The organism is Streptomyces sp. CBMA152 (assembly GCF_014596475.1).
GTDB lineage: Bacteria > Actinomycetota > Actinomycetes > Streptomycetales > Streptomycetaceae > Streptomyces.
This window is the reverse complement of record NZ_MECJ01000011.1, coordinates 143,578-160,524: the sequence shown is the minus strand read 5'-3', so window position 1 is coordinate 160,524 and position 16,947 is coordinate 143,578. Positions and strand designations below refer to the sequence as shown.

Below are 16,947 nucleotides of genomic sequence, written 5' to 3'. Positions count from 1 at the left end.
CCGTCCGCCGTGACGACTCGCGCCACGGCGGGGGGAGCGTACAAGCGGGTTCAGCCCTCCACCTGTTGGACAAAGGGGCCGTGCCGCTGCTCAGTGGCCGGCTCACTTCGGGGACGGAGCGCGAACTGTGTTCCGTAAGCGCGGAATTGGCGCGACTGGCGGGTTGGGCCGCGCTCGACGTCGGTCGGCACGGTGCTGCCTTCCACCACTTCGACCGTGCGTTGAGCTGGTCCCGTCAGGCAGACGACACCGACCTCAGCTGCTACATACTCGCCACGATGGCGCTGCTGGCAACCCTCCGAGACTGCCCTGCCGTTGCCCTCGATCTGACACAAGGTTCTGTTGAGGAAGGTGGAAGCCGAGTGAAGGCCCGGGTTCTGGCCTTCACTCGGCTCGTCGAAGCCCGTGCGCATGCCAGGGCCGGCGACGCCCGCTCCGCGTCGGCGGCCGTGGCCACCTCGGAACGTCTGCTTGAGCGTGCATCGGAACAGGACGACGCCCCACGGTGGATCGATTTCCTGACCCACCCCCGACTGGCATCCGACGCGGCCGAGGTCTACCGCGACCTCGGCAATGTGCGCGCGTGCCTCACCTGGAACGAGCAGGCCACCGCCATGGCACCCGACGACTTCACCCGTTCGGTCGGAATGCGGCTGTCGGTTGTCGCCACAGCCCACCTGCAGAACGGTGAGCTCGACGAGGCCCTGGCGCTCGGACATCGCTCGGTCGACATCCTCCGGCGCGTCGACTCGAACCGCGCCCGCGGCTATGTGCGCGGTCTGACGGTTGCCCTTGAACCCCACCGCAACACACGTCCTGTCCGCGTCTTCCTCACCCGTGCACGGCGAGAACTCGGGCTTGTGGTGTGAGCGCACTAACCCGGCTCTAACGAAAGTGGTGTGATCCTGTTCGTCCTGCATACCGGCATCCAGTGGGAGTATCTGCCGCAGGAGCTCGGCTTCGGCTCGGGCATGACCTGCTGGCGGTGCCTGGCGGCCTGGAACGAGACCGGTGTCCGGGCGCCCCGACATGCTCTTCGCCGACCGCGGCTACGACCACGACAAATACCGCCCACCGCCACGTCCAGAGGCTCTGTCAGGGCCAGTTGCAGGCGTCAGCCGCCGGGCGACGTCGGCAGATTCTGACTCAGATCTACTGAGGCGAGGGCCAGGAATGCGGACAGCTCCTTGCGAAACCCTCTGAACTTTTCACGGAGGTGACCTGGCTTCTGCGCTGCACCTGCGCTTGGACGACCCCGGTGACAGCGGCTCCCACAGCTGCCCCGGCAACGCCGAGCCAAGACGTATCCATGCCGACAGTCTGCTGGCGCACCGAAGCCGACCGCACCCGAATCACGCCGGCCCACGCCGCAGCCGTTACGTGCGCGGCGGAGCCTGCTGGGTGTCGTATTCCTCCTGCGCGGCCAGGAGTTCGTCCCCGTGGCGGCCGAACCACTGGATGAGTTCGGTCAGCGGCCCGGCCAGGCTGACACCGAGCTCTGTCAGGGTGTAGGTGACCTGGGGCGGATTGGTGGGCGCGACATGGCGGTCGACGAGACCGGCCCGGGCCAGTGCCTTGAGGTTCTGCGACAGCATCTTCTGACTGATGCCACCGACGCGTTGGTGCAACTGCGCGAAGCGGTGCGGGCCCGCGATGAGGGCCGAGATGATCAGCGTCGCCCAGCGGCTTGTCGTCTGGTCCATGATCGGCCTGAGTACGCACTTGTTGTCGAAGGTGTCGTGGGCCAGGAGTCGGGCGGCCGTCGCGACCTGCTGAGTTTCCATCACGCTATGAGGTTACAAAAAAGTACGTACTTCCTCGCAGTGACCAGCTTTCCTACGGTGACTCCTGCAAGCACTAACGTTCGAGGAGTCACTGTGAGCAGCAACAACGCGCGTACGGCGATCGTCACCGGTGCGTCGAAGGGACTCGGCGCGGGGATCGCCAAGGCACTGGCCGGGACCGGTGCGGCCGTCGTGGTCAACTACCGGGAGGACGCCGAGGGCGCCGAGCGGGTCGTCGCGGACATCACCGCCGAGCGCGGCCGGGCGATCGCGGTCCGGGCGGACGTGACCCGCGGCGACGACGTGCGCCACCTGTTCGATCGAGCACGCGAGGAGTACGGGCCGGTCGACGTGCTCGTGAACAACGCGGCCGTCGCCAACTTCGGGCCGCTGTCGGGCATCACCGAAGAGGAGTTCCAGCGAGAGATGACCACGAACCTGCTGGGCCCGATCCTCACCACCCAGGCCCTGGTCGCACAGGACGACATCGACAACGCGTCGATCATCAACGTCTCGACGGCCGGCACTCTCACCCACCCGTCGTACGCCTCGCTCTATGTCGCGTCCAAGAGCGCCGTCAACGCGTTCACCATCGTTGCGGCAAAGGAGCTCGGCCCGCGCGGCATCCGGGTCAACGCGATCATGCCCGGACCGTCGGACACCGAAGGCACCAGGGCCATGGGATTCCCCGGCTCGGCCCAGGAAGCACAGGCGATCGCCGACACCCCGCTGGGCCGGACGGGCACCCCCGACGACTACGGCCCGCTGGTGGCGTTCCTGGCTTCCGACGACGCGCGCTGGATCACCGGGGACGTCATCCTCGCCTCCGGCGGCATGCGCTGACGCCCCGTTCGTTCGGCTGCGGGCTCTGCCGCATGCCGAGCCGCTGTGCCTCGACTGCCAGTTCGTCGGACGGCGGGGCCGTCAGGCGCAGCGCGACGCCTTCCCGCCGCTGGGTCGTGGAGCTCGCATTCGCCTATCTGCACTGGCTCCGCCGCCTGCTGATCCGGTGGGAGATCCGCGACGACACCCATGAAGCCTTCCTCAAGCTCGCCTGTTGCATCGTCTGCCGGCGGCGCCTGACGAAGCCCGTGCCTCACTCGGCGCCGGTCGAGCCGAAGCCGTGGTCCTGAATCACCGGAAAGGCCTTCTCCGCAGCGGCAAGCCACGCATCGATCTCGTCGTGGGAGGACCGGATGGCGCTGATCAGCTCCACGAGGGCGTCCAGCTTCTGCCTGTCGACGTTCAGGCGCAGCTCCTCAACCGAAACTTCCAGGAGTTCTAAAGCGACGACATGAGGGGCGGGGCGGTGGAGGCACGTTGTCGCCGGGCGGCCTCGTTCCCCTAGTCTCCCGCCATGAGTCGACCACCCAACCTCACACTGCCGCCTCGCGCCCGCGTCCGGCGCATGGAAACGAGCCGGGGCTCCTTCGCGGTCCTGGAGTGTGTGCCGCCCGACAGCGTGCCTCACATGGGTCGCGTGCTCATGCTGCCCGGCTTCATGGGCAGCAAAGAGGACTTTCTACCGCTGCTCGAACCGTTGAGCGCGGCAGGCATCCATACCGTCGCCGTCGACGGACGCGGTCAGCATGAAAGTCCCGGCCCGCGAAGCGAAGAGGCCTACGCCCAGGGCGAGTTGGCTGCCGACGTACTGGCGATGAGTGTGGCGATCTCCGAGGCCACCGCTTCAAAAACTCCCCTGCACCTGCTGGGACACTCCATGGGCGGACTCACGGCTCGCGCAGCCGTGCTGTCCACCGTCTCCTCCTGCCCGTGGGCCTCGCTCACCCTGATGAGTACGGGCCCGGCCGCGATCCAGCTGGAGCAGCAGAAACGCATCAAACTCCTTGTCGAGTTGCTACCCGTACTCGGCAAAGAGCAACTGTGGCATGAGATGCAGAAGCTGGAGGAGAGAGATCGCCCGAGCGATCACACCGCGGACTTTCTGCGACGACGCTGGATCAACACCGTCCCCGAGCAGCTGATGGTGACCGGCCGTCAACTCATGACAGAGCCGGACCGGGTGAACGAACTCGCCGCGGTGGCACTGCCGATGATGGTCGTCTGCGGACAGGAGGACTATGCGTGGCCCGTCCCCTGGCAACGCGAAATGGCCGCACGGCTGGGTGCCCGCCATGCCGTCATCACCGGGAGCGCGCACTCTCCCAACGTGGAGAACCCCGCCGACACCGCGCGGGCCCTGATCTCCTTCTGGGAGTCGGCGACGAGGCCCACACCGCCGAACCCCCGACAATCGTCAGCCGTACCCGGCAGGCCTCGTGCGGGGAGTGAGCGTGGGCCGCTGCCGGTGCACCGCTGATCGAGCCGGTGAGATCGGCGGCCGTCGCTGCCGGGTCAGCGGAACTGGTTGGGGAGCTGCTCGATGACGGATGTCGGCCGCGGTGAGGATGTGCACCCGCAGCAGGGCGGTGAGGCGATCGCCGGCCTTAGCTCACGCATCTGGTCGTGAAATCGCTGTGCCTTCACGTGGTGCGGGCCGGTGTGACTCTGGGCGGCGAAGCCCTGCTGTACTCCTCCGCCCAGGGCGGTCAACGACAGCGCCAGGGCCGCGACGACCGTGCCGCGACGAACAGCTCCCAGGCGGGACGTGCGCACCGGGCGACGGTGTTCCAGCTGAAGAGCCACGCGCACGTACCGCCCGAACAGCTCGAACCAACGGGCGGAGCAGCAAAGCCGTGGTCAGCCGATCAGCGCCGCGTAGAAGGCGGGCACCGGGCATGCCACGGCGCCCAGCAGAAGCAGACGGCTCGCCGGGGCCAGGCGGCGGACGCCGGGAGCGAAGGCCAGCGCGGCGAGCGCGCCGGCGGCACCGATGATGATCCCGAAGTAGGTCAGTACGAAGTCCCCGACCGGCGCGCCGTCCGCCGCGCCCCAAAGTGTGACTATGCCTACCAGAAGTGTGATCCAGGCAAGCGAGCCGAACGTGACGGCCCACAGCACGCAGGCCAGCACAATGACGACGGTCCGCCCTCGGCGGGGGCGGCGCTGCGGCGGCTGGTAGGGGCTGTACAGGGTCGCGTAGCTGCTGGGGTTCACGGTGTTCCTTCCATCGGAGGCTCTACAAAATCCTCATGCGGGGGACACCGTCGGGGCATGGGCGCGGGTACTCACCTCTACATGGGCTCGTACTCACCTGTACGAGCCCATGCCCCTACCTGGCAGCTTGTCAGGAGGCCGTTGTCGGGGTGTCCCGCAGGGTGACGTTGGCGTGGCTCTCCTGGAAGCTCTGGTCCGAGACGAGGGTCAGGCGGGCCGTGGACTGGAACTCCGGCAGGGTGGCGGAGCCGCACGAGACCATCGTGGTCTTGAGCTTGGCGACGGTCAGGGCGAGCCCTTCGTTGAGGTCGCCCGCGTAGGGGACGTAGCCGTCCACGCCTTCCTCGAAGACCAGCCCCTGACCGCCCTGGCCGTAGCGCTGCCAGTTGCGGGCCCGGTTCGAGCCCTCGCCCCAGTACTCCTTGACGAAGCCGTCACGGGTGGGCAGCTTCGCGCCGGCCGCCTGGTCGAAGCGGGCGAAGTAACGCCCCATCATGACGAAGTCGGCCCCCATCGCCAGCGCCAGGGCCACGTGGTAGTCGTGCACAAGGCCGCCGTCGGAGCAGATCGGCACGTACTCGCCGGTGCGTTCCAGGAAGGCGTCCCGGGCTGCCGCGACGTCCAGCACGGCGCTGGCCTGGCCGCGGCCGATGCCCTTCTGGTCGCGAGTGATGCAGATGGAGCCACCGCCGACTCCGACCTTCACGAAGTCCGCCCCCGCCTCCGCGAGGAAGGTGAACGCTTCGCCGTCGACCACGTTGCCGCCGCCGACCGGGATCTCCGGATAGTGCTTCTTCACCCAGGTCAGGGCCTGCGCCTGCCAGTCGCTGTAGCCGTCGGACGAATCGAAGCACAGCGCGTCCGCGCCGGCCTCAAGCAGGGCCGGGACGCGCTCCTCGTAGTCGTGGGTGTTGATACCTGCACCCACGCGCAGACGCTTGGCGGCGTCCACGAGCTGGTTCGGGAAGCGCTTGTTGTCCGTGTAGTCGGAACGGAACACCAGATGCTGAAGATGACCCTCGGCATCCAACACCGGGAGGCAGTCGAGCCGTTCGTCCCACAGCCGCGCGTTGGCCTCGGAAAGCGTGATGTCCGGCCCGGCATGGGCCAGTTCGGCGACCGCGGTCATCCGGCCACTGACCGGTCCGTCCAGGTCATGGCGCTGGGGGTGGAAGTCCCGCGAGGTCACCAGGCCGAGCAGGCGGCCGGTGGCGGTCCCGTCGTGGGTGACCGCGGCGGTGCTGTGACCGGTGCGCCGCATGACGTCGACGAGGAGGCCCAGGCTGTCGTCGGGGCGGACGTTGGTGTCGCTGGTGACGAATCCCGCCTTGAAGTTCTTCACCTGGCGGACGGCCGCGACCTGGTCCTGGATCGACTGGTTGTGGTGCAGGAAGCTCAGACCGCCGTTGCGGGCGATCGCGATCGCGAGTTCAGGCGTGCTGACAGCCTGCATGATCGCGGACGTGAACGGTGACTGCAGCTCGATCGCTGACGCCTCGCCCCGGATGTGCCGCACCAGAGGTGTGCGCAGGTCAACGGTCGCAGCCGAGCAGTCGGTTCGAGTCCGGTTCGGCAAGAGCAGAAACTCGTTGAACGTCCGCGAGACCTCGGCGATGATCTGTGCCACTCGTTCCTCCTGACCCGTCGGCCGGGGCCGGCTGCCCCGCCGTGAGGACCGCCCCCGTATACGCAGGGCGTGGGCAGGCAGAGACCGGCACGGCAGCGGTGGAGGTGCCACCAACTGCGGCAGAGCCCTGACCGGCCCGTGGATCGAACGGGGTGCGGTCGTGACCTGGCACCTTAGCGGTCAACTCGGCAACTGTACGAATCGTGATCCTCAGCCACCCCCGGGTGGTTGCTCCAGGACGTCGGCCCGAGTTGCCAGCTGAGGACGCCCCAAGAAGCACGCATCATCAGCGTGTTGCGAGCTTTCCGCGTCAACGCGTGGGTGAAGCCGCGTCGGTGCTCGCGCTCTCCGACGCCGTATCGATCACTTCGTCCAGGACATCGCGGGAGCGGACCAGGTCGGTGATCAGGCGGTTGATACGGTCGCGCTCCGCGGTCAGCTCGTCGACCAGCTCCGGGGTGGCGATCTCGTTCGGGCGGCCGTCCGCATCCCTCATGCACGGCAGCAGTTGGGCGATCTTCCTGCTGTTCAGGCCTGCGGCGTACAGCGTCTGGATGCGTACGACGCGGTCGACCGCCCACTCGCCGTAGTCCCGGTGGCCGCCGGGGGTGCGCTCCGCGCGCAGCAGTTCCTGTGTCTCGTAGTAGCGCAGGGAACGCTCGCTCACACCGCTGAGCCGGGCCAACTCACCGATCCGCATTCCACACCTCACATGACGCCATCACGGCGACGGGAACGTGACACTGATGTCAACTTCTACCATCCCGACACCACAGCCGTTACGTGACGGAGGCCACAGCCGTTCGGTGTCACGGTCGGGGATCGTGCGCTGTCCCATACGTGTCCGCAGTGAGAGGAGCATCGCTATGAAGGCCATGATCGTGTGTGTTTCCGTGTCGCACGGCAACACGAAGAGGATCGCCGACGTCATGGGCAACGTTCTGGAGGCCCCTGTGATCGCCCCTGAGCAGATCGACAGGGCGGAGCTCGCCGCCTGCGACCTCGTGGGATTCGGGTCGGGGATCTTCTCGACGGCCTTCCATCCACGGCTGCGCGAGTTCGTCCAGTCCCTCCCGAAAGAGGAGCGGGGCAGGGCGTTCGTGTTCGCCACCAGCGGGCTTCCCGAAGTGCGGTTGCGTCCCTTCACCCGCCCGCTCGCGGGGCTTCTCGGGCAGAAGGGCTTCGACGTGGTCGACACCTTCACGTGTCGCGCATGGGACACCTGGCTCCCGTTCAAGCCCGTCGGCGGCATCAGGAAGGGACGTCCCGATGCCACCGATCTGGAGGCGGCACGCAGGTTCGCCGAAGGGCTACGGGAGCGGAACTCGTAGGTGCACGCATGTTGGAGCTGCCGGTGCCAGTGCTGAGGAGGAGGTGGCCGAGGTCGATCGCCGTTGCTACGAAGTGATCGAGCTTTTCAAGCGCGACCTCGGGCTCAGAACACCTCGATGAGCGTCGCCCTGCCCATGGCTCACTCGGCCGCGGCGATCCAGTTCTCCAGCTGCTCCACGGTGGTGGACGGATCCGCGACGAGCGTGGCGAGTTCGTCGTCGGGGGAGTTGAGGGTGGCCAGGGCGGGGCAGCGGTGGCAGGCTTCCACTCCTGTCTGGTTCCACCACTTGCAGTGTGGGCGGAGGTGGCACCGGGGTACCGCTGCTGGGGTATTCGGCGACGGCACCGTACGTATGCGCTCGATCAGGCCGCAGGCGTCGCCGTCCCGGTTCGCGCAGTCGGACACGCAGTGCGAGGCGAAGCGGAGTACCCGGTTGGGTGCGATGCCGTCAGGGATGGTGGGGAGGATCTCCGATGCCGGCACCGGTTCGGCCAGATAGACGACCTGGCCGTTCTCCCCGGATCTGACCCCCAGGACGACGGATTCCGGACGCTCGGCGTCCCCACTGGGGCACCAATTGACGTGGTCCTCACCGGGGTTGTCCACGGTGCACACCTCCGTCCCGGTCAGGAGTGCGCGGCGTCGGGGCTCGTGAGCACACCCAGGATGGGCCCGCCCGTCGTCGTCGCGCCGCCCTCCTGCTCGGCGGCGACCGCCTTTTGTAGGTGTGCGGCCAGGTGCTGCGAGTCGATGCGTTCGGCCGCCGTGGCGGCGCCGCCGGCTGCGAGGAGCCCGGTGACCAGTGCCGCCGTGACGGCCGCCGCACGAAGGTTGCTGTTCATGCTGTTCCTCCTTGACGTTGTCATAACAACTGCCGAAGGCGACCGTATGGACCAACTCCCGTCCGTGGAAGTCGTTTTGCGACGTAGTTTTTCCGTCAGGGCGTGCCTGAAGTGGAACGCGGCGCCCGAGTTCCCGTACGTACGTTTCCATGCCTGCGCAACCATGCGAGGATGCGCCGCGGAACCACGGGCACCTCACCTACCCCTGCGCGATCCTCAGGAGGATCGATGGTTCGGTTACGCAGATCCCGCCCCGTGCAACTCACGGCAGCCGCCTGTGCGATGGGTTCGGCACTGCTCGTCGCCGGTCCCGCGTCCGCGCACGCGGCCCCGGCGGGCGGCGGCGCCCACCCGGCGGCGTACTACCAGACGGAGATGGGCTTCGGCGACGGCTCGGCGCTCGTCACCCGGGTGGACACCGGGCAGGTCACCACCACGCCGGCACGAAACGGCTCGACGCGGAGCGAGGCGGCGCGGGCGGCGGCGGACGGGAGTGTCACCACCACCGACGGCCGGGTCGTCGAACCCCATACCGACACACCGCGCGGCTACACCCTCCAGGGCAACAACAAGATCGACGACTACCACTACCGGTCCGACATGGGCGTGGCGAAGCTCGACCGCTGTGTCAACGGCCGCTGCAACGTGGAGGCGTTGGTCCGCATCCAGATGAAGGAGACCCTGTTCGGCGGGTCTTCACGCCGCTGGGCGGTGGGCCTGTTCACCCAGTACTGGGCCGGCGACCCGTACTCGTTCAGCTACGACTACTACTGCGGGGTCAACGTCCCCAACGACACGGACTGGACGTGCGAGACCAAGGACGCTACGGCCGACGGCCACCACTCCGAAGCTCCCGTCTACGCGTCCAGGGGCACGTATGCGTACGACCTGAACCGCGGCTTCGGTGTGAACGAGTCCACCCGGGTCAAGTTCCCCATGGTCGGGTACCACATCAGCTGGCCCGGGTACTCTCCGGTCGTGACCGTGAAATACCGGGGCTGGGACGTCCGTAACTACTCCGGCACCTGGAAGCTGGCCCCCGCGACCGGCACGGGTGGCTGAATCCTTCTTCTGTGGGGCCCAGATGAGCGAACACCACGGCTCGTACCGTCCTGACGCGGACCCCCCGCAGCCCGGGGTCACCTGGGGCGATCAGTCCTGCCTGGTGTGCGGACGGGCGGAGGTGGTGTGGAGCTATCGGCTCGCCGCTCCCGGCCCGCAGGCGGCCTTCGTGTTGCCCGGGCGTTGCTATCTGTGCGAGGAGTGCCAGAAGCTGCTGGCCCGGGGTGACGAGCCCGGTCTCGCTCAGCGCCGCCCGGCCCACGAGGACTGGCCGGAGCCGACCGAGTTCGTACGGACCCTGCGGGCGTCTGTGGACGGGGCGGCGGTCCACAAGTAGGTGGATACGCGAGGGTGATCTGTCTAGACGGCCACCTCGTCCTTCAGCATCTTCCGCAGTTCTTCGCGCAGTTCGGGGCTGTCCGTGTGGCCGTGTACCGATGCGGCGTGCTCGGCGGCCGCCCGGACGACTTCCTCTTCCTCGCCGGAAATCGTCAGACTGCAGTTGGATTCGCTGGGGTAGTCCCGGCAGTCGGCAACCTTACGCATGAGTGCCTCCTCGGGGGTGATAAGTCCCTGTTCCAGGATCCCACCGCTGCACACCCCCGGCGACCTGGCAACTTCAGGTGATCGCAGGCTGGCTTTCCGTCGCCTGACGGCTGGGGTCACGGTGCGTGACCGTCGGGCGTGCGGTGGGTGAGGGGTCGTGTCACGGTGAAGGAGTTCCACCCCCATCCCCACACCCGCATCAGGAGTGAATCTCCATGGGCAAGGCTGACAAGAACCGGAACAAGGCGCAGGCGGCCGACGAGGCCCGGGCGAAGGCCCAGCAGGCCAGGGAGCAGATCTCCGGCAACACCGGGGACGCCCGGCGGCAGGCCGACGAGCAGCGCGAGGAAGCCGAGCGCATGATGCGCGAGAGCGACGCCGGCCACAACTGACGCCGCTGCCTGTGAGAGCCGGGGCGCCCCCCTTCCGTGTGGGCGCCCCGGCTCCCGCATGCGCCGCCGCCCCGGCGCGGTCAACCCGGCACCCTCACCCCTCGGCGTCAACTCGGCTGCTCCTTAAGGCGGTTCGGTTGAGGGCCCGGGGCGCGGTGGAGATGCTGGCTCCCGTTCGGTCCCGCCGAGGTGAAGTGGGCTCCATGGACCAGGAACGTACGCCGCCGGACCTGCTCGGCCTTCTTGATCTCGGTGCCGCCCTGGACGGGGGTGAGGACCGCTTCGTCGGGCGCCCTCCCCGGGAGCAGACCTCCCCGGTGTACGGAGGGCACTCGGCCGCGCAGGCGCTGGCCGCGGCCGGGTGCACGGTGTCCGGTGAGCTGCCGGTGCACTCGGTGCACGGCTTCTTCGTCCGGCCTGCCATGCCGACCGTGCCGTTCGATCACCACGTCGAGCGGGTGCGGGACGGCGCCTCGTTCGCCACCCGGCGAATCCGTACGACCCAGCGCGGCCGTGAGGTGTTCTCCCTGACCGCCTCATTCCACCGCCCCGAGCCGGGCCTCGACCACCAGGATCCGACGCCGCCCGTGCCGGGCCCGGAGAGCCTGCAGACCTACGAGGAGCGGCTGACCAAGGCGTTCGGCACGGTGACGCAGCCCCTCGGGACGCCGTACGAGCTGCGTTCGTCGGGCCGTTGAGCTTCGACACGGAGAAGGATCCGTCGCTGCGGTCGCCCCGGAGTCAGGTGTGGGTGCGTATCAGGGGCGAGCTGTCGGCCGAGGTGACCGGCGGCCCTCAACGCCTGCTCCATGACTGCCTGTTGGTGTACGTCTGCGATGGCGGCGCCGATTGAGGTCGGAGGCGAGGAAGCGCACGCGGGTGTGGAGGAGACGCGCCGGAACGGAGGTGGTCGGATACGGAGCGTGGCGGGTGGCGGTCACGTAGTTGTGTGCACTCCCGCACCGGAGGACCCTGGAATTACGGCGCGATCAAGGGGGCCGCGCGCGTCCGGAGCCAGGAGCGTCGGGCTGGCCCACGCGGGTCTGAACGTCACGGCGCTGGCGCTGTTCGCGATCAGCCTCGGTGTGTACGCCGGCCACTGGAACGGTCCGGCCAAGAGCGCCACCCTCGGGCTCGCGCTCGCCTCCGCCGGAGTCGTGTGCACGGTTGCCGCCGGCTTCCTGGGCTGGATGCTGGTCCAGGATTACCACATCGGCATCCGCCTCACCGAGGTCCAGGAACGCGACGAACTGTCCGAGAGCCACCGGCTGCTCCACCATCACGCCAAGGCGGCATGAGAGGCCCGATGAACACCCAGGAGCTGACCTCGCGCCTGCTGCGCGCATACGGAAGGACGTACGCCGACGAGGCGGGCATCACGCTGCGCGACACACCCGCGCCGCTGTACCAACTGCTGGTGCTCACCGTGCTCTGCTCGATCCGCATCAAGGCGGACATCGCGACGGCTGCCGCCAGGGAGCTCTTCGGCGCCGGGCTGCGCACTCCTCGGGCGATGGCTGATTCCCGCTGGCAGGACCGGGTGGACGCGCTGGGCCGTGCCCACTACGTCCGGTACGACGAGAGCACCGCGACCGCGCTCGGCGAGGGTGCCGAGCTCGTACTCGACCGCTGGAAGGGCGATCTGCGCAATCTCCGCGAGGAAGCGGACAGGGAGCCGTCCGCGGTGCGGGAGCTGTTGCAGGAGGTCCCCAGGATCGGCCCGGTGGGCGCGGACATCTTCTGCCGGGAGGTCCAGCAGGTCTGGCCCGAGCTGCGTCCCTTCTTCGACGACCGGACCTGTGAGACCGCGGCGTCGCTGGGACTGCCGCACACCCCGCGCGGTCTGGGGCGGCTGGTGGAGACGGAGGAACTGGCCCGGCTGGCCGCCGCCCTGGTCCGTGCCCGTCTGTCGAAGGACGCGGTGAGCGAACTGCGCGCTGCCTGAGGCCGGCGACCTCACCAAGATCGAGGGCCCCACTTCGGCGCACTGCCGGTGGGGCCCTCGACGGCGATCACTTGATGTCGGCTTCCTCCGGAACGACGACCTGGTCGATCATCCGCTGGATCTTCTCGGTCGGCAGGGCCACCGCGAGCGCCCAGTAGTAGATGACGAGGCTGAACGCCGCCACCACGGCCATGTCCCACCACAGCGGGAACCACGGGTGTTTCAGCGGGCCGAAGTCGCTGGCGTAGACGATGAGTCCCATGCCGATCAGATAGACGGGCAGCCACTGCGCCGCCTTCAGGTCGAGCTGGGGCTGGATCGGGTTCATCTTGAAGACGCGGTTGGCGATGAGGATGACGTAACCGATCAGGATCGCCACGCCCAGCTTCCAGTCCGTCTGCCAACCCGACCACAGAATCAGCAGGTTGGCGACGGCGAAGGCCAGTGGCGACATCCAGGACCCGCCGGGCAGGCGGTACGGACGGTCGGCGTTCGGCAGACGGTTGCGGAAGACGCCGAAGGACAGCGGCGCACCGGCGTACATCAGTACGCTGGCGCTGGTGATCAGTCCGACCAGCGACTGCCAGCTCGGGAACGGCAGGAAGCAGATGCAGCCGGTCACGAACGCGGCGATGAGGCCGGGCCAGGGGACACCGCGCCGGGTGGTCTTCTCGAAGACCTGCGGCACATAGCCGTTACGGCTGAGGCCGTAGGAGACCCGGGAGGACCCGGTGATGTAGATCAGGCCCGTACCGGCAGGGGAGACCACCGCATCCAGATAGAGGATGGTGGCCAGCCAGCCCAGGCTGATGAGTGTGGCGAGCTGGGCGAACGGGCCGGTCAGGGTGTTGAACGCGGCGGTGGTCCAGGTGCCCTGGACCTGCGAGGCGGGCAGCGCCGCCAGGAAGACGATCTGCAGCAGGATGTAGATGATCGCGCCGATCACGATGGAGCCGATGACCGCACGCGGAATATCGCGTTTCGGGTTCGCGCTCTCACCGGCGAGCTGGTCGGCCTGCTCGAAACCCAGCAGCGCGAAGATGATGCCGCTGGTGGAGACCGCGCTCAGGATGCCCTTCGCGCCGTAGGGGTTGAAGCCGTCGGCGGCGGTGAAGTTGCTTCCGTGGAACGCGATGATGGCGAACACGAAGATCGTCAGCAGCGGGATGCCGACCTTCCACCAGGTCGCCGCGCTGTTGGTACGTGCCAGCAGCCGGATGCTGAGGAAGTTGATGGCGGTGATGACCGCCATCAGCACGATCGCGACGGCGATCCCGGAACCGGTCAGCAGGTCCTGGCCGCCCTTGACCTTCAGCCAGCCTTTCGCCCAGGAGTAGTGCTGGCCGTACGTGATCATCGCCAGCACCTCGATGGGTGCGACCGTGGCCGCCTGGAGCCAGGAGAACCATCCGAACGACGCTCCGGCGGCCCCGCCGAACGCGTAGTGCGGGAAGCGGGCCGTTCCGCCGGAGACCGGATACATACCGCCGAGCTCCGCGTGCACCAGCGCCAGGATCAAGATCGCGACGCTGCCGATTCCCCAGGAGATGATCGCGGCCGGTCCGGCCACTCCCAGCGCTTTCTGTGCGCCGAACAGCCAGCCCGATCCGATGATCGATCCCTCCGAGGCCCAGATCAGCCCGACAAAGCCGATCTCTCGCCTCAAGCCGGGATGGCCGCTGTCCGTGACGGGTGTCGCTTCGGATACGCCCATGGCCCCGCACCCTTCATCCAAAGGTGAGGTACATCACAATCGTATCGCTAGATCACGCGCCGCACCCGACGCGGGAAGCGCCCGGTTCTGGAACTGGTCCTTCAGCGCAAGTGGCCCCGCACTCCCCAGATGGAAGAGTTGAGGCAGGAGACATCTCGCTCAACAGCTGGGGAGCCGTGCCCGTTCTGCCGCAGATGCACTTCACGTCGTCCGATCGGTGACTGCTCCGTAAAGGGTCAGTGGTAGAGGTCGACGACGACGCGGTTCGGCGAGGTCAGGGTGAAGACCTTGTAGCTGGAGTAGTCACCGAGGGACAGGCCGAACGTCGTGGTGTGGTCCATCTCGAAGCCCCCTGCCGTCGCCAGCTGAACTCCCTTGAGGGAGGGCAGGGAGACGGGCTGCACGACGGGGCTGGTGTAGGCGTCGGGACCGGTGGACGTGACGTCGGCCGGGGCGATGTCGACGAACAGATACGACTTGCCGGTGATCGCGAGCTTTCTGTCGTCGTCACTGGCGTAGACGTGGTACGAACCGTCGGCAGAGACACGTGCGTGCACCGTCGGGGGCGCGCCGTTGTTGGTCAGGTCGAGCACCAGGCGGTCATAGTCGGGGTGGGCCCCGCTCCGCGCGTCCAGCACACAGATGCGCGCGCACGAGGGAGCGGTCGTGGTGGCGGCGTGGGCGGGTACGGCCGAGGCCGTCAGTCCGGCCAGGACGGCGGCGATGGACGCGGCCCGGCGGGCGGTGAGGGGGATAGCCATGATGAGTTCCTTAACTGCAGGGGTGCGTGTGATGCCCGTGGCGGTGATCTGAGGGCACCTCATACGGGCGCGGACGTCGTCTCGTCGCGCTGCTCGTGGACCGGGGTGTTCGACGACGATAGGCCCGACGTGGGCAGGTCCGGAGGCCGTCCCGGACCGTCCCGGCCCTCCGCACGGCGCTGACCTGGGCAATGGGACGCCGCGCCGCGAAGACCAGGGACGTCCCTCATCTGACGGCGGGCTCGGGCGCGGCGCGGGAGTGTGGTGATCCACACACCGCGCCGTGTTCCGTCATGTACGGAACCTCGCGGAGCCGCGCCTCGGAACTCCCGGGCGGAATCCCCTTGATCGGCTGCCGCGCCGATTGGAGAGAACGTGGCATCGAGGGCGGAAGAACCACTTTCATGTGCGGATATGCAACCGAAGTGCCGCATCTTTTCCCTGGGCTCGGCGGCGGCCGTGGCGTTGCCAGATATTCGGGACCGATCCACCCCTTCACGGCGACCCGGTGGTCGTCCCGGTGCGGTGCGGGACGGCCCGGGACGCCCGTGGGACGCGTCCCAGGGGCTCGCAACGCCGGAACGGGCGGGTCGCCGGTTCTACCTGCGGGAGGCAAAACGGTGAATCCACCCGGACCGGAACGAACCGGTGGCACTGGGCACTCAGCCGTCCAGCCGAAAGGAATTCCGTACGACGCATGCGGGGGCCACCTACTTACTGCACCTGCGAATCAAGGCTGTTCGGCAGAGAGAAATGACGGAGTCGGCCCTTGGGCGGGACCGGGTCCGACCGTGGTGGGACGGGTGTCGTAGGCGTCCGTAAACCGGTCAGCGGTCCGGTTACTCTATGGTCCGCGCGGACGGCCAGGGGAGTTGCCGTCCGCCGCGAGTGAATGACGGGGGAGGCACATGTCCGATCAGACCAATGCGCCTGTGTACACACAGGAACAGCTCTTTGCGGAACTGCGCCGGATCAAGCAGGAGTCCGGGTTCAGCTATGGACAGCTGGCCGACAGGACGCACTACAGCCGCTCCTCCTGGGAGCGATTCCTGAACGGGAAGCAACTGCCTTCGAAGGTCGCCGTCGAGCAGTTCGCGGCCGCCACCGGGGCGGACGCGCAACCGTTGCTCGATCTGCTCGTACAGGTGGGGCAGTCGTCGGCCGAGGAACCGGCCGCCGACGAGGCGTACGTACCCGAGCCCGTGACATCGGCACCCGTTGCCGAGACCTCGGAGGCGCCGGAACCGCCGCAGGCGGCCGAGGAGCCGCACCCGGCCGTGCGCCGCGCACCCCGGTGGATCCCGCCGGTGCTCGCCCGGCGCCGGGTCGTCATCCGGCCCGCCTGGCGACGCAAGCTGGGGGCCGTGGGCTACATCGCGTCGGGCGCGGTGATGGGTGCGGTCGCCGCGGTGCTGGCCCTGGGGGGCGGGGTGGGATCCGGCTCGCACGGTGCGTCCGACGGCACCTCCGGCGACCAGGCGTCGGGTACCGGCCAGGGGAAGGTGGTGCCCGCAGCCGGAAAGGTCCAGGTGCGGTGTTCCGGGGACACCTGTCTGCGCCGTGATCCGCAGTCCATGGACTGCCAGTGGGACGCGAACACCGCGCACGACACGTGGCTGCGCGGTATGCACATCGAGCTGCGGTACAGCCCCGCCTGCCATGCGGTGTGGGGGCGGATCGAGAACGGTGCCGTCGGGGACGTCGTCACGATCAAGGACCGGACCGGTCTGGAGCAGGAGGCCACGATCCGGACGGACCGGGACACCTACACCCGGATGCTCGCGGTCACGGACGACGCGCCGCCCAGCTCCATCACGGTGTGCGGGGCGATACCGAGCCAGAAGCAGTTGGAGTGCTCGCCCATCGCCAGCGTCGAGCCGTAGA

General features: G+C 68.1%; 20 protein-coding genes and 1 pseudogene. 12 read left to right on the top strand and 9 right to left on the bottom strand.

Annotation, left to right across the window (positions count from 1 at the left end; all coding sequences use genetic code 11):
- Nucleotides 1-80 precede the first annotated feature (80 nt).
- Nucleotides 81-869: a sporulation protein gene (locus BG418_RS10475; protein WP_223184631.1), complete on the top strand. Its 789-nt coding sequence runs from the start codon at nucleotides 81-83 to the stop codon at nucleotides 867-869.
- A 33-nt stretch (nucleotides 870-902) separates the two neighbouring features.
- Nucleotides 903-1,016: pseudogene (locus BG418_RS10470) on the top strand (transposase); the annotation flags it as partial.
- 360 nt (nucleotides 1,017-1,376) lie between these two features.
- Here the strand turns inward: BG418_RS10470 and BG418_RS10465 are convergent.
- Entirely contained in the window at nucleotides 1,377-1,784 is a 408-nt protein-coding gene (locus BG418_RS10465) for a helix-turn-helix domain-containing protein (protein ID WP_188273726.1), read from the bottom strand.
- A gap of 93 nt (nucleotides 1,785-1,877) precedes the next feature.
- On the opposite strand from BG418_RS10465, the gene BG418_RS10460 reads away from it, so the two are divergent.
- Nucleotides 1,878-2,627: an SDR family oxidoreductase gene (locus BG418_RS10460; RefSeq protein ID WP_317453595.1), complete on the top strand. Its 750-nt coding sequence runs from the start codon at nucleotides 1,878-1,880 to the stop codon at nucleotides 2,625-2,627.
- 514 nt (nucleotides 2,628-3,141) lie between these two features.
- Nucleotides 3,142-4,104: an alpha/beta fold hydrolase gene (locus BG418_RS10455; protein ID WP_188273476.1), complete on the top strand. Its 963-nt coding sequence runs from the start codon at nucleotides 3,142-3,144 to the stop codon at nucleotides 4,102-4,104.
- A gap of 380 nt (nucleotides 4,105-4,484) precedes the next feature.
- Here BG418_RS10455 and BG418_RS10450 read toward each other — a convergent pair whose 3' ends face one another.
- From BG418_RS10450 to BG418_RS10440, 3 genes are all read right to left on the bottom strand, one after another.
- Nucleotides 4,485-4,841: a hypothetical protein gene (locus BG418_RS10450; protein WP_317453594.1), complete on the bottom strand. Its 357-nt coding sequence runs from the start codon at nucleotides 4,839-4,841 to the stop codon at nucleotides 4,485-4,487.
- Nucleotides 4,842-4,971: 130 nt separating this feature from the next.
- Nucleotides 4,972-6,468 carry an IMP dehydrogenase gene (locus BG418_RS10445; RefSeq protein ID WP_188273475.1) on the bottom strand — a complete coding sequence of 499 codons (1,497 nt, stop codon included), beginning with the start codon at nucleotides 6,466-6,468 and terminating at the stop codon, nucleotides 4,972-4,974.
- A 310-nt stretch (nucleotides 6,469-6,778) separates the two neighbouring features.
- Nucleotides 6,779-7,168, bottom strand: a complete 390-nt coding sequence (locus BG418_RS10440; RefSeq protein ID WP_188273474.1) for a MerR family transcriptional regulator — start codon at nucleotides 7,166-7,168, stop codon at nucleotides 6,779-6,781.
- A gap of 166 nt (nucleotides 7,169-7,334) precedes the next feature.
- On the opposite strand from BG418_RS10440, the gene BG418_RS10435 reads away from it, so the two are divergent.
- Nucleotides 7,335-7,799 (top strand): flavodoxin family protein, encoded by a 465-nt coding sequence (locus BG418_RS10435; RefSeq protein ID WP_188273473.1) that lies wholly within the window; start codon nucleotides 7,335-7,337, stop codon nucleotides 7,797-7,799.
- Nucleotides 7,800-7,939: 140 nt separating this feature from the next.
- Here the strand turns inward: BG418_RS10435 and BG418_RS10430 are convergent, their stop codons facing one another.
- The gene (locus BG418_RS10430; RefSeq protein ID WP_188273472.1) at nucleotides 7,940-8,407 is read right to left on the bottom strand and encodes a hypothetical protein; all 468 of its coding nucleotides are present in this window, start codon (nucleotides 8,405-8,407) and stop codon (nucleotides 7,940-7,942) included.
- A 20-nt stretch (nucleotides 8,408-8,427) separates the two neighbouring features.
- The gene (locus tag BG418_RS10425; RefSeq protein WP_188273471.1) at nucleotides 8,428-8,643 is read right to left on the bottom strand and encodes a hypothetical protein; all 216 of its coding nucleotides are present in this window, start codon (nucleotides 8,641-8,643) and stop codon (nucleotides 8,428-8,430) included.
- A gap of 255 nt (nucleotides 8,644-8,898) precedes the next feature.
- Here BG418_RS10425 and BG418_RS10420 point away from each other — a divergent pair, with 255 nt between their 5' ends.
- Both BG418_RS10420 and BG418_RS10415 read left to right on the top strand, forming a co-directional pair.
- Nucleotides 8,899-9,705, top strand: a complete 807-nt coding sequence (locus BG418_RS10420) for a hypothetical protein (RefSeq protein ID WP_188273470.1) — start codon at nucleotides 8,899-8,901, stop codon at nucleotides 9,703-9,705.
- Between the two features lie 22 nt (nucleotides 9,706-9,727).
- Nucleotides 9,728-10,042 carry a hypothetical protein gene (locus BG418_RS10415; protein WP_188273469.1) on the top strand — a complete coding sequence of 105 codons (315 nt, stop codon included), beginning with the start codon at nucleotides 9,728-9,730 and terminating at the stop codon, nucleotides 10,040-10,042.
- Between the two features lie 23 nt (nucleotides 10,043-10,065).
- Here the strand turns inward: BG418_RS10415 and BG418_RS10410 are convergent, their stop codons facing one another.
- Nucleotides 10,066-10,251 carry a DUF1059 domain-containing protein gene (locus BG418_RS10410; RefSeq protein ID WP_188273468.1) on the bottom strand — a complete coding sequence of 62 codons (186 nt, stop codon included), beginning with the start codon at nucleotides 10,249-10,251 and terminating at the stop codon, nucleotides 10,066-10,068.
- 215 nt (nucleotides 10,252-10,466) lie between these two features.
- Between BG418_RS10410 and BG418_RS10405 the strand changes: the two genes are divergently transcribed.
- The 4 genes from BG418_RS10405 to BG418_RS10390 all read left to right on the top strand — a co-directional run bounded on the left by BG418_RS10405 (nucleotide 10,467) and on the right by BG418_RS10390 (nucleotide 12,588).
- Nucleotides 10,467-10,643, top strand: coding sequence for a hypothetical protein (locus tag BG418_RS10405; protein WP_188273467.1), 177 nt, complete (start codon nucleotides 10,467-10,469; stop codon nucleotides 10,641-10,643).
- A 203-nt stretch (nucleotides 10,644-10,846) separates the two neighbouring features.
- Nucleotides 10,847-11,341, top strand: a complete 495-nt coding sequence (locus BG418_RS10400; RefSeq protein ID WP_188273466.1) for an acyl-CoA thioesterase II — start codon at nucleotides 10,847-10,849, stop codon at nucleotides 11,339-11,341.
- Nucleotides 11,342-11,590: 249 nt separating this feature from the next.
- Nucleotides 11,591-11,941 (top strand): DUF2231 domain-containing protein, encoded by a 351-nt coding sequence (locus BG418_RS10395; RefSeq protein ID WP_188273465.1) that lies wholly within the window; start codon nucleotides 11,591-11,593, stop codon nucleotides 11,939-11,941.
- An 8-nt stretch (nucleotides 11,942-11,949) separates the two neighbouring features.
- On the top strand, nucleotides 11,950-12,588 hold the full coding sequence (locus BG418_RS10390) for an endonuclease (RefSeq protein ID WP_188273464.1): 639 nt from the start codon (nucleotides 11,950-11,952) through the stop codon (nucleotides 12,586-12,588).
- 67 nt (nucleotides 12,589-12,655) lie between these two features.
- On the opposite strand, the gene BG418_RS10385 is transcribed toward BG418_RS10390, so the two are convergent.
- Nucleotides 12,656-14,302 (bottom strand): APC family permease, encoded by a 1,647-nt coding sequence (locus BG418_RS10385; RefSeq protein WP_188273463.1) that lies wholly within the window; start codon nucleotides 14,300-14,302, stop codon nucleotides 12,656-12,658.
- A 236-nt stretch (nucleotides 14,303-14,538) separates the two neighbouring features.
- Nucleotides 14,539-15,063, bottom strand: coding sequence for a hypothetical protein (locus BG418_RS10380; protein WP_188273462.1), 525 nt, complete (start codon nucleotides 15,061-15,063; stop codon nucleotides 14,539-14,541).
- 908 nt (nucleotides 15,064-15,971) lie between these two features.
- Here BG418_RS10380 and BG418_RS10375 point away from each other — a divergent pair.
- Complete coding sequence (locus BG418_RS10375; protein ID WP_188273461.1) at nucleotides 15,972-16,946, top strand: XRE family transcriptional regulator; 975 nt, start codon at nucleotides 15,972-15,974, stop codon at nucleotides 16,944-16,946.
- The last annotated feature ends 1 nt before the right edge of the window (nucleotide 16,947 follow it).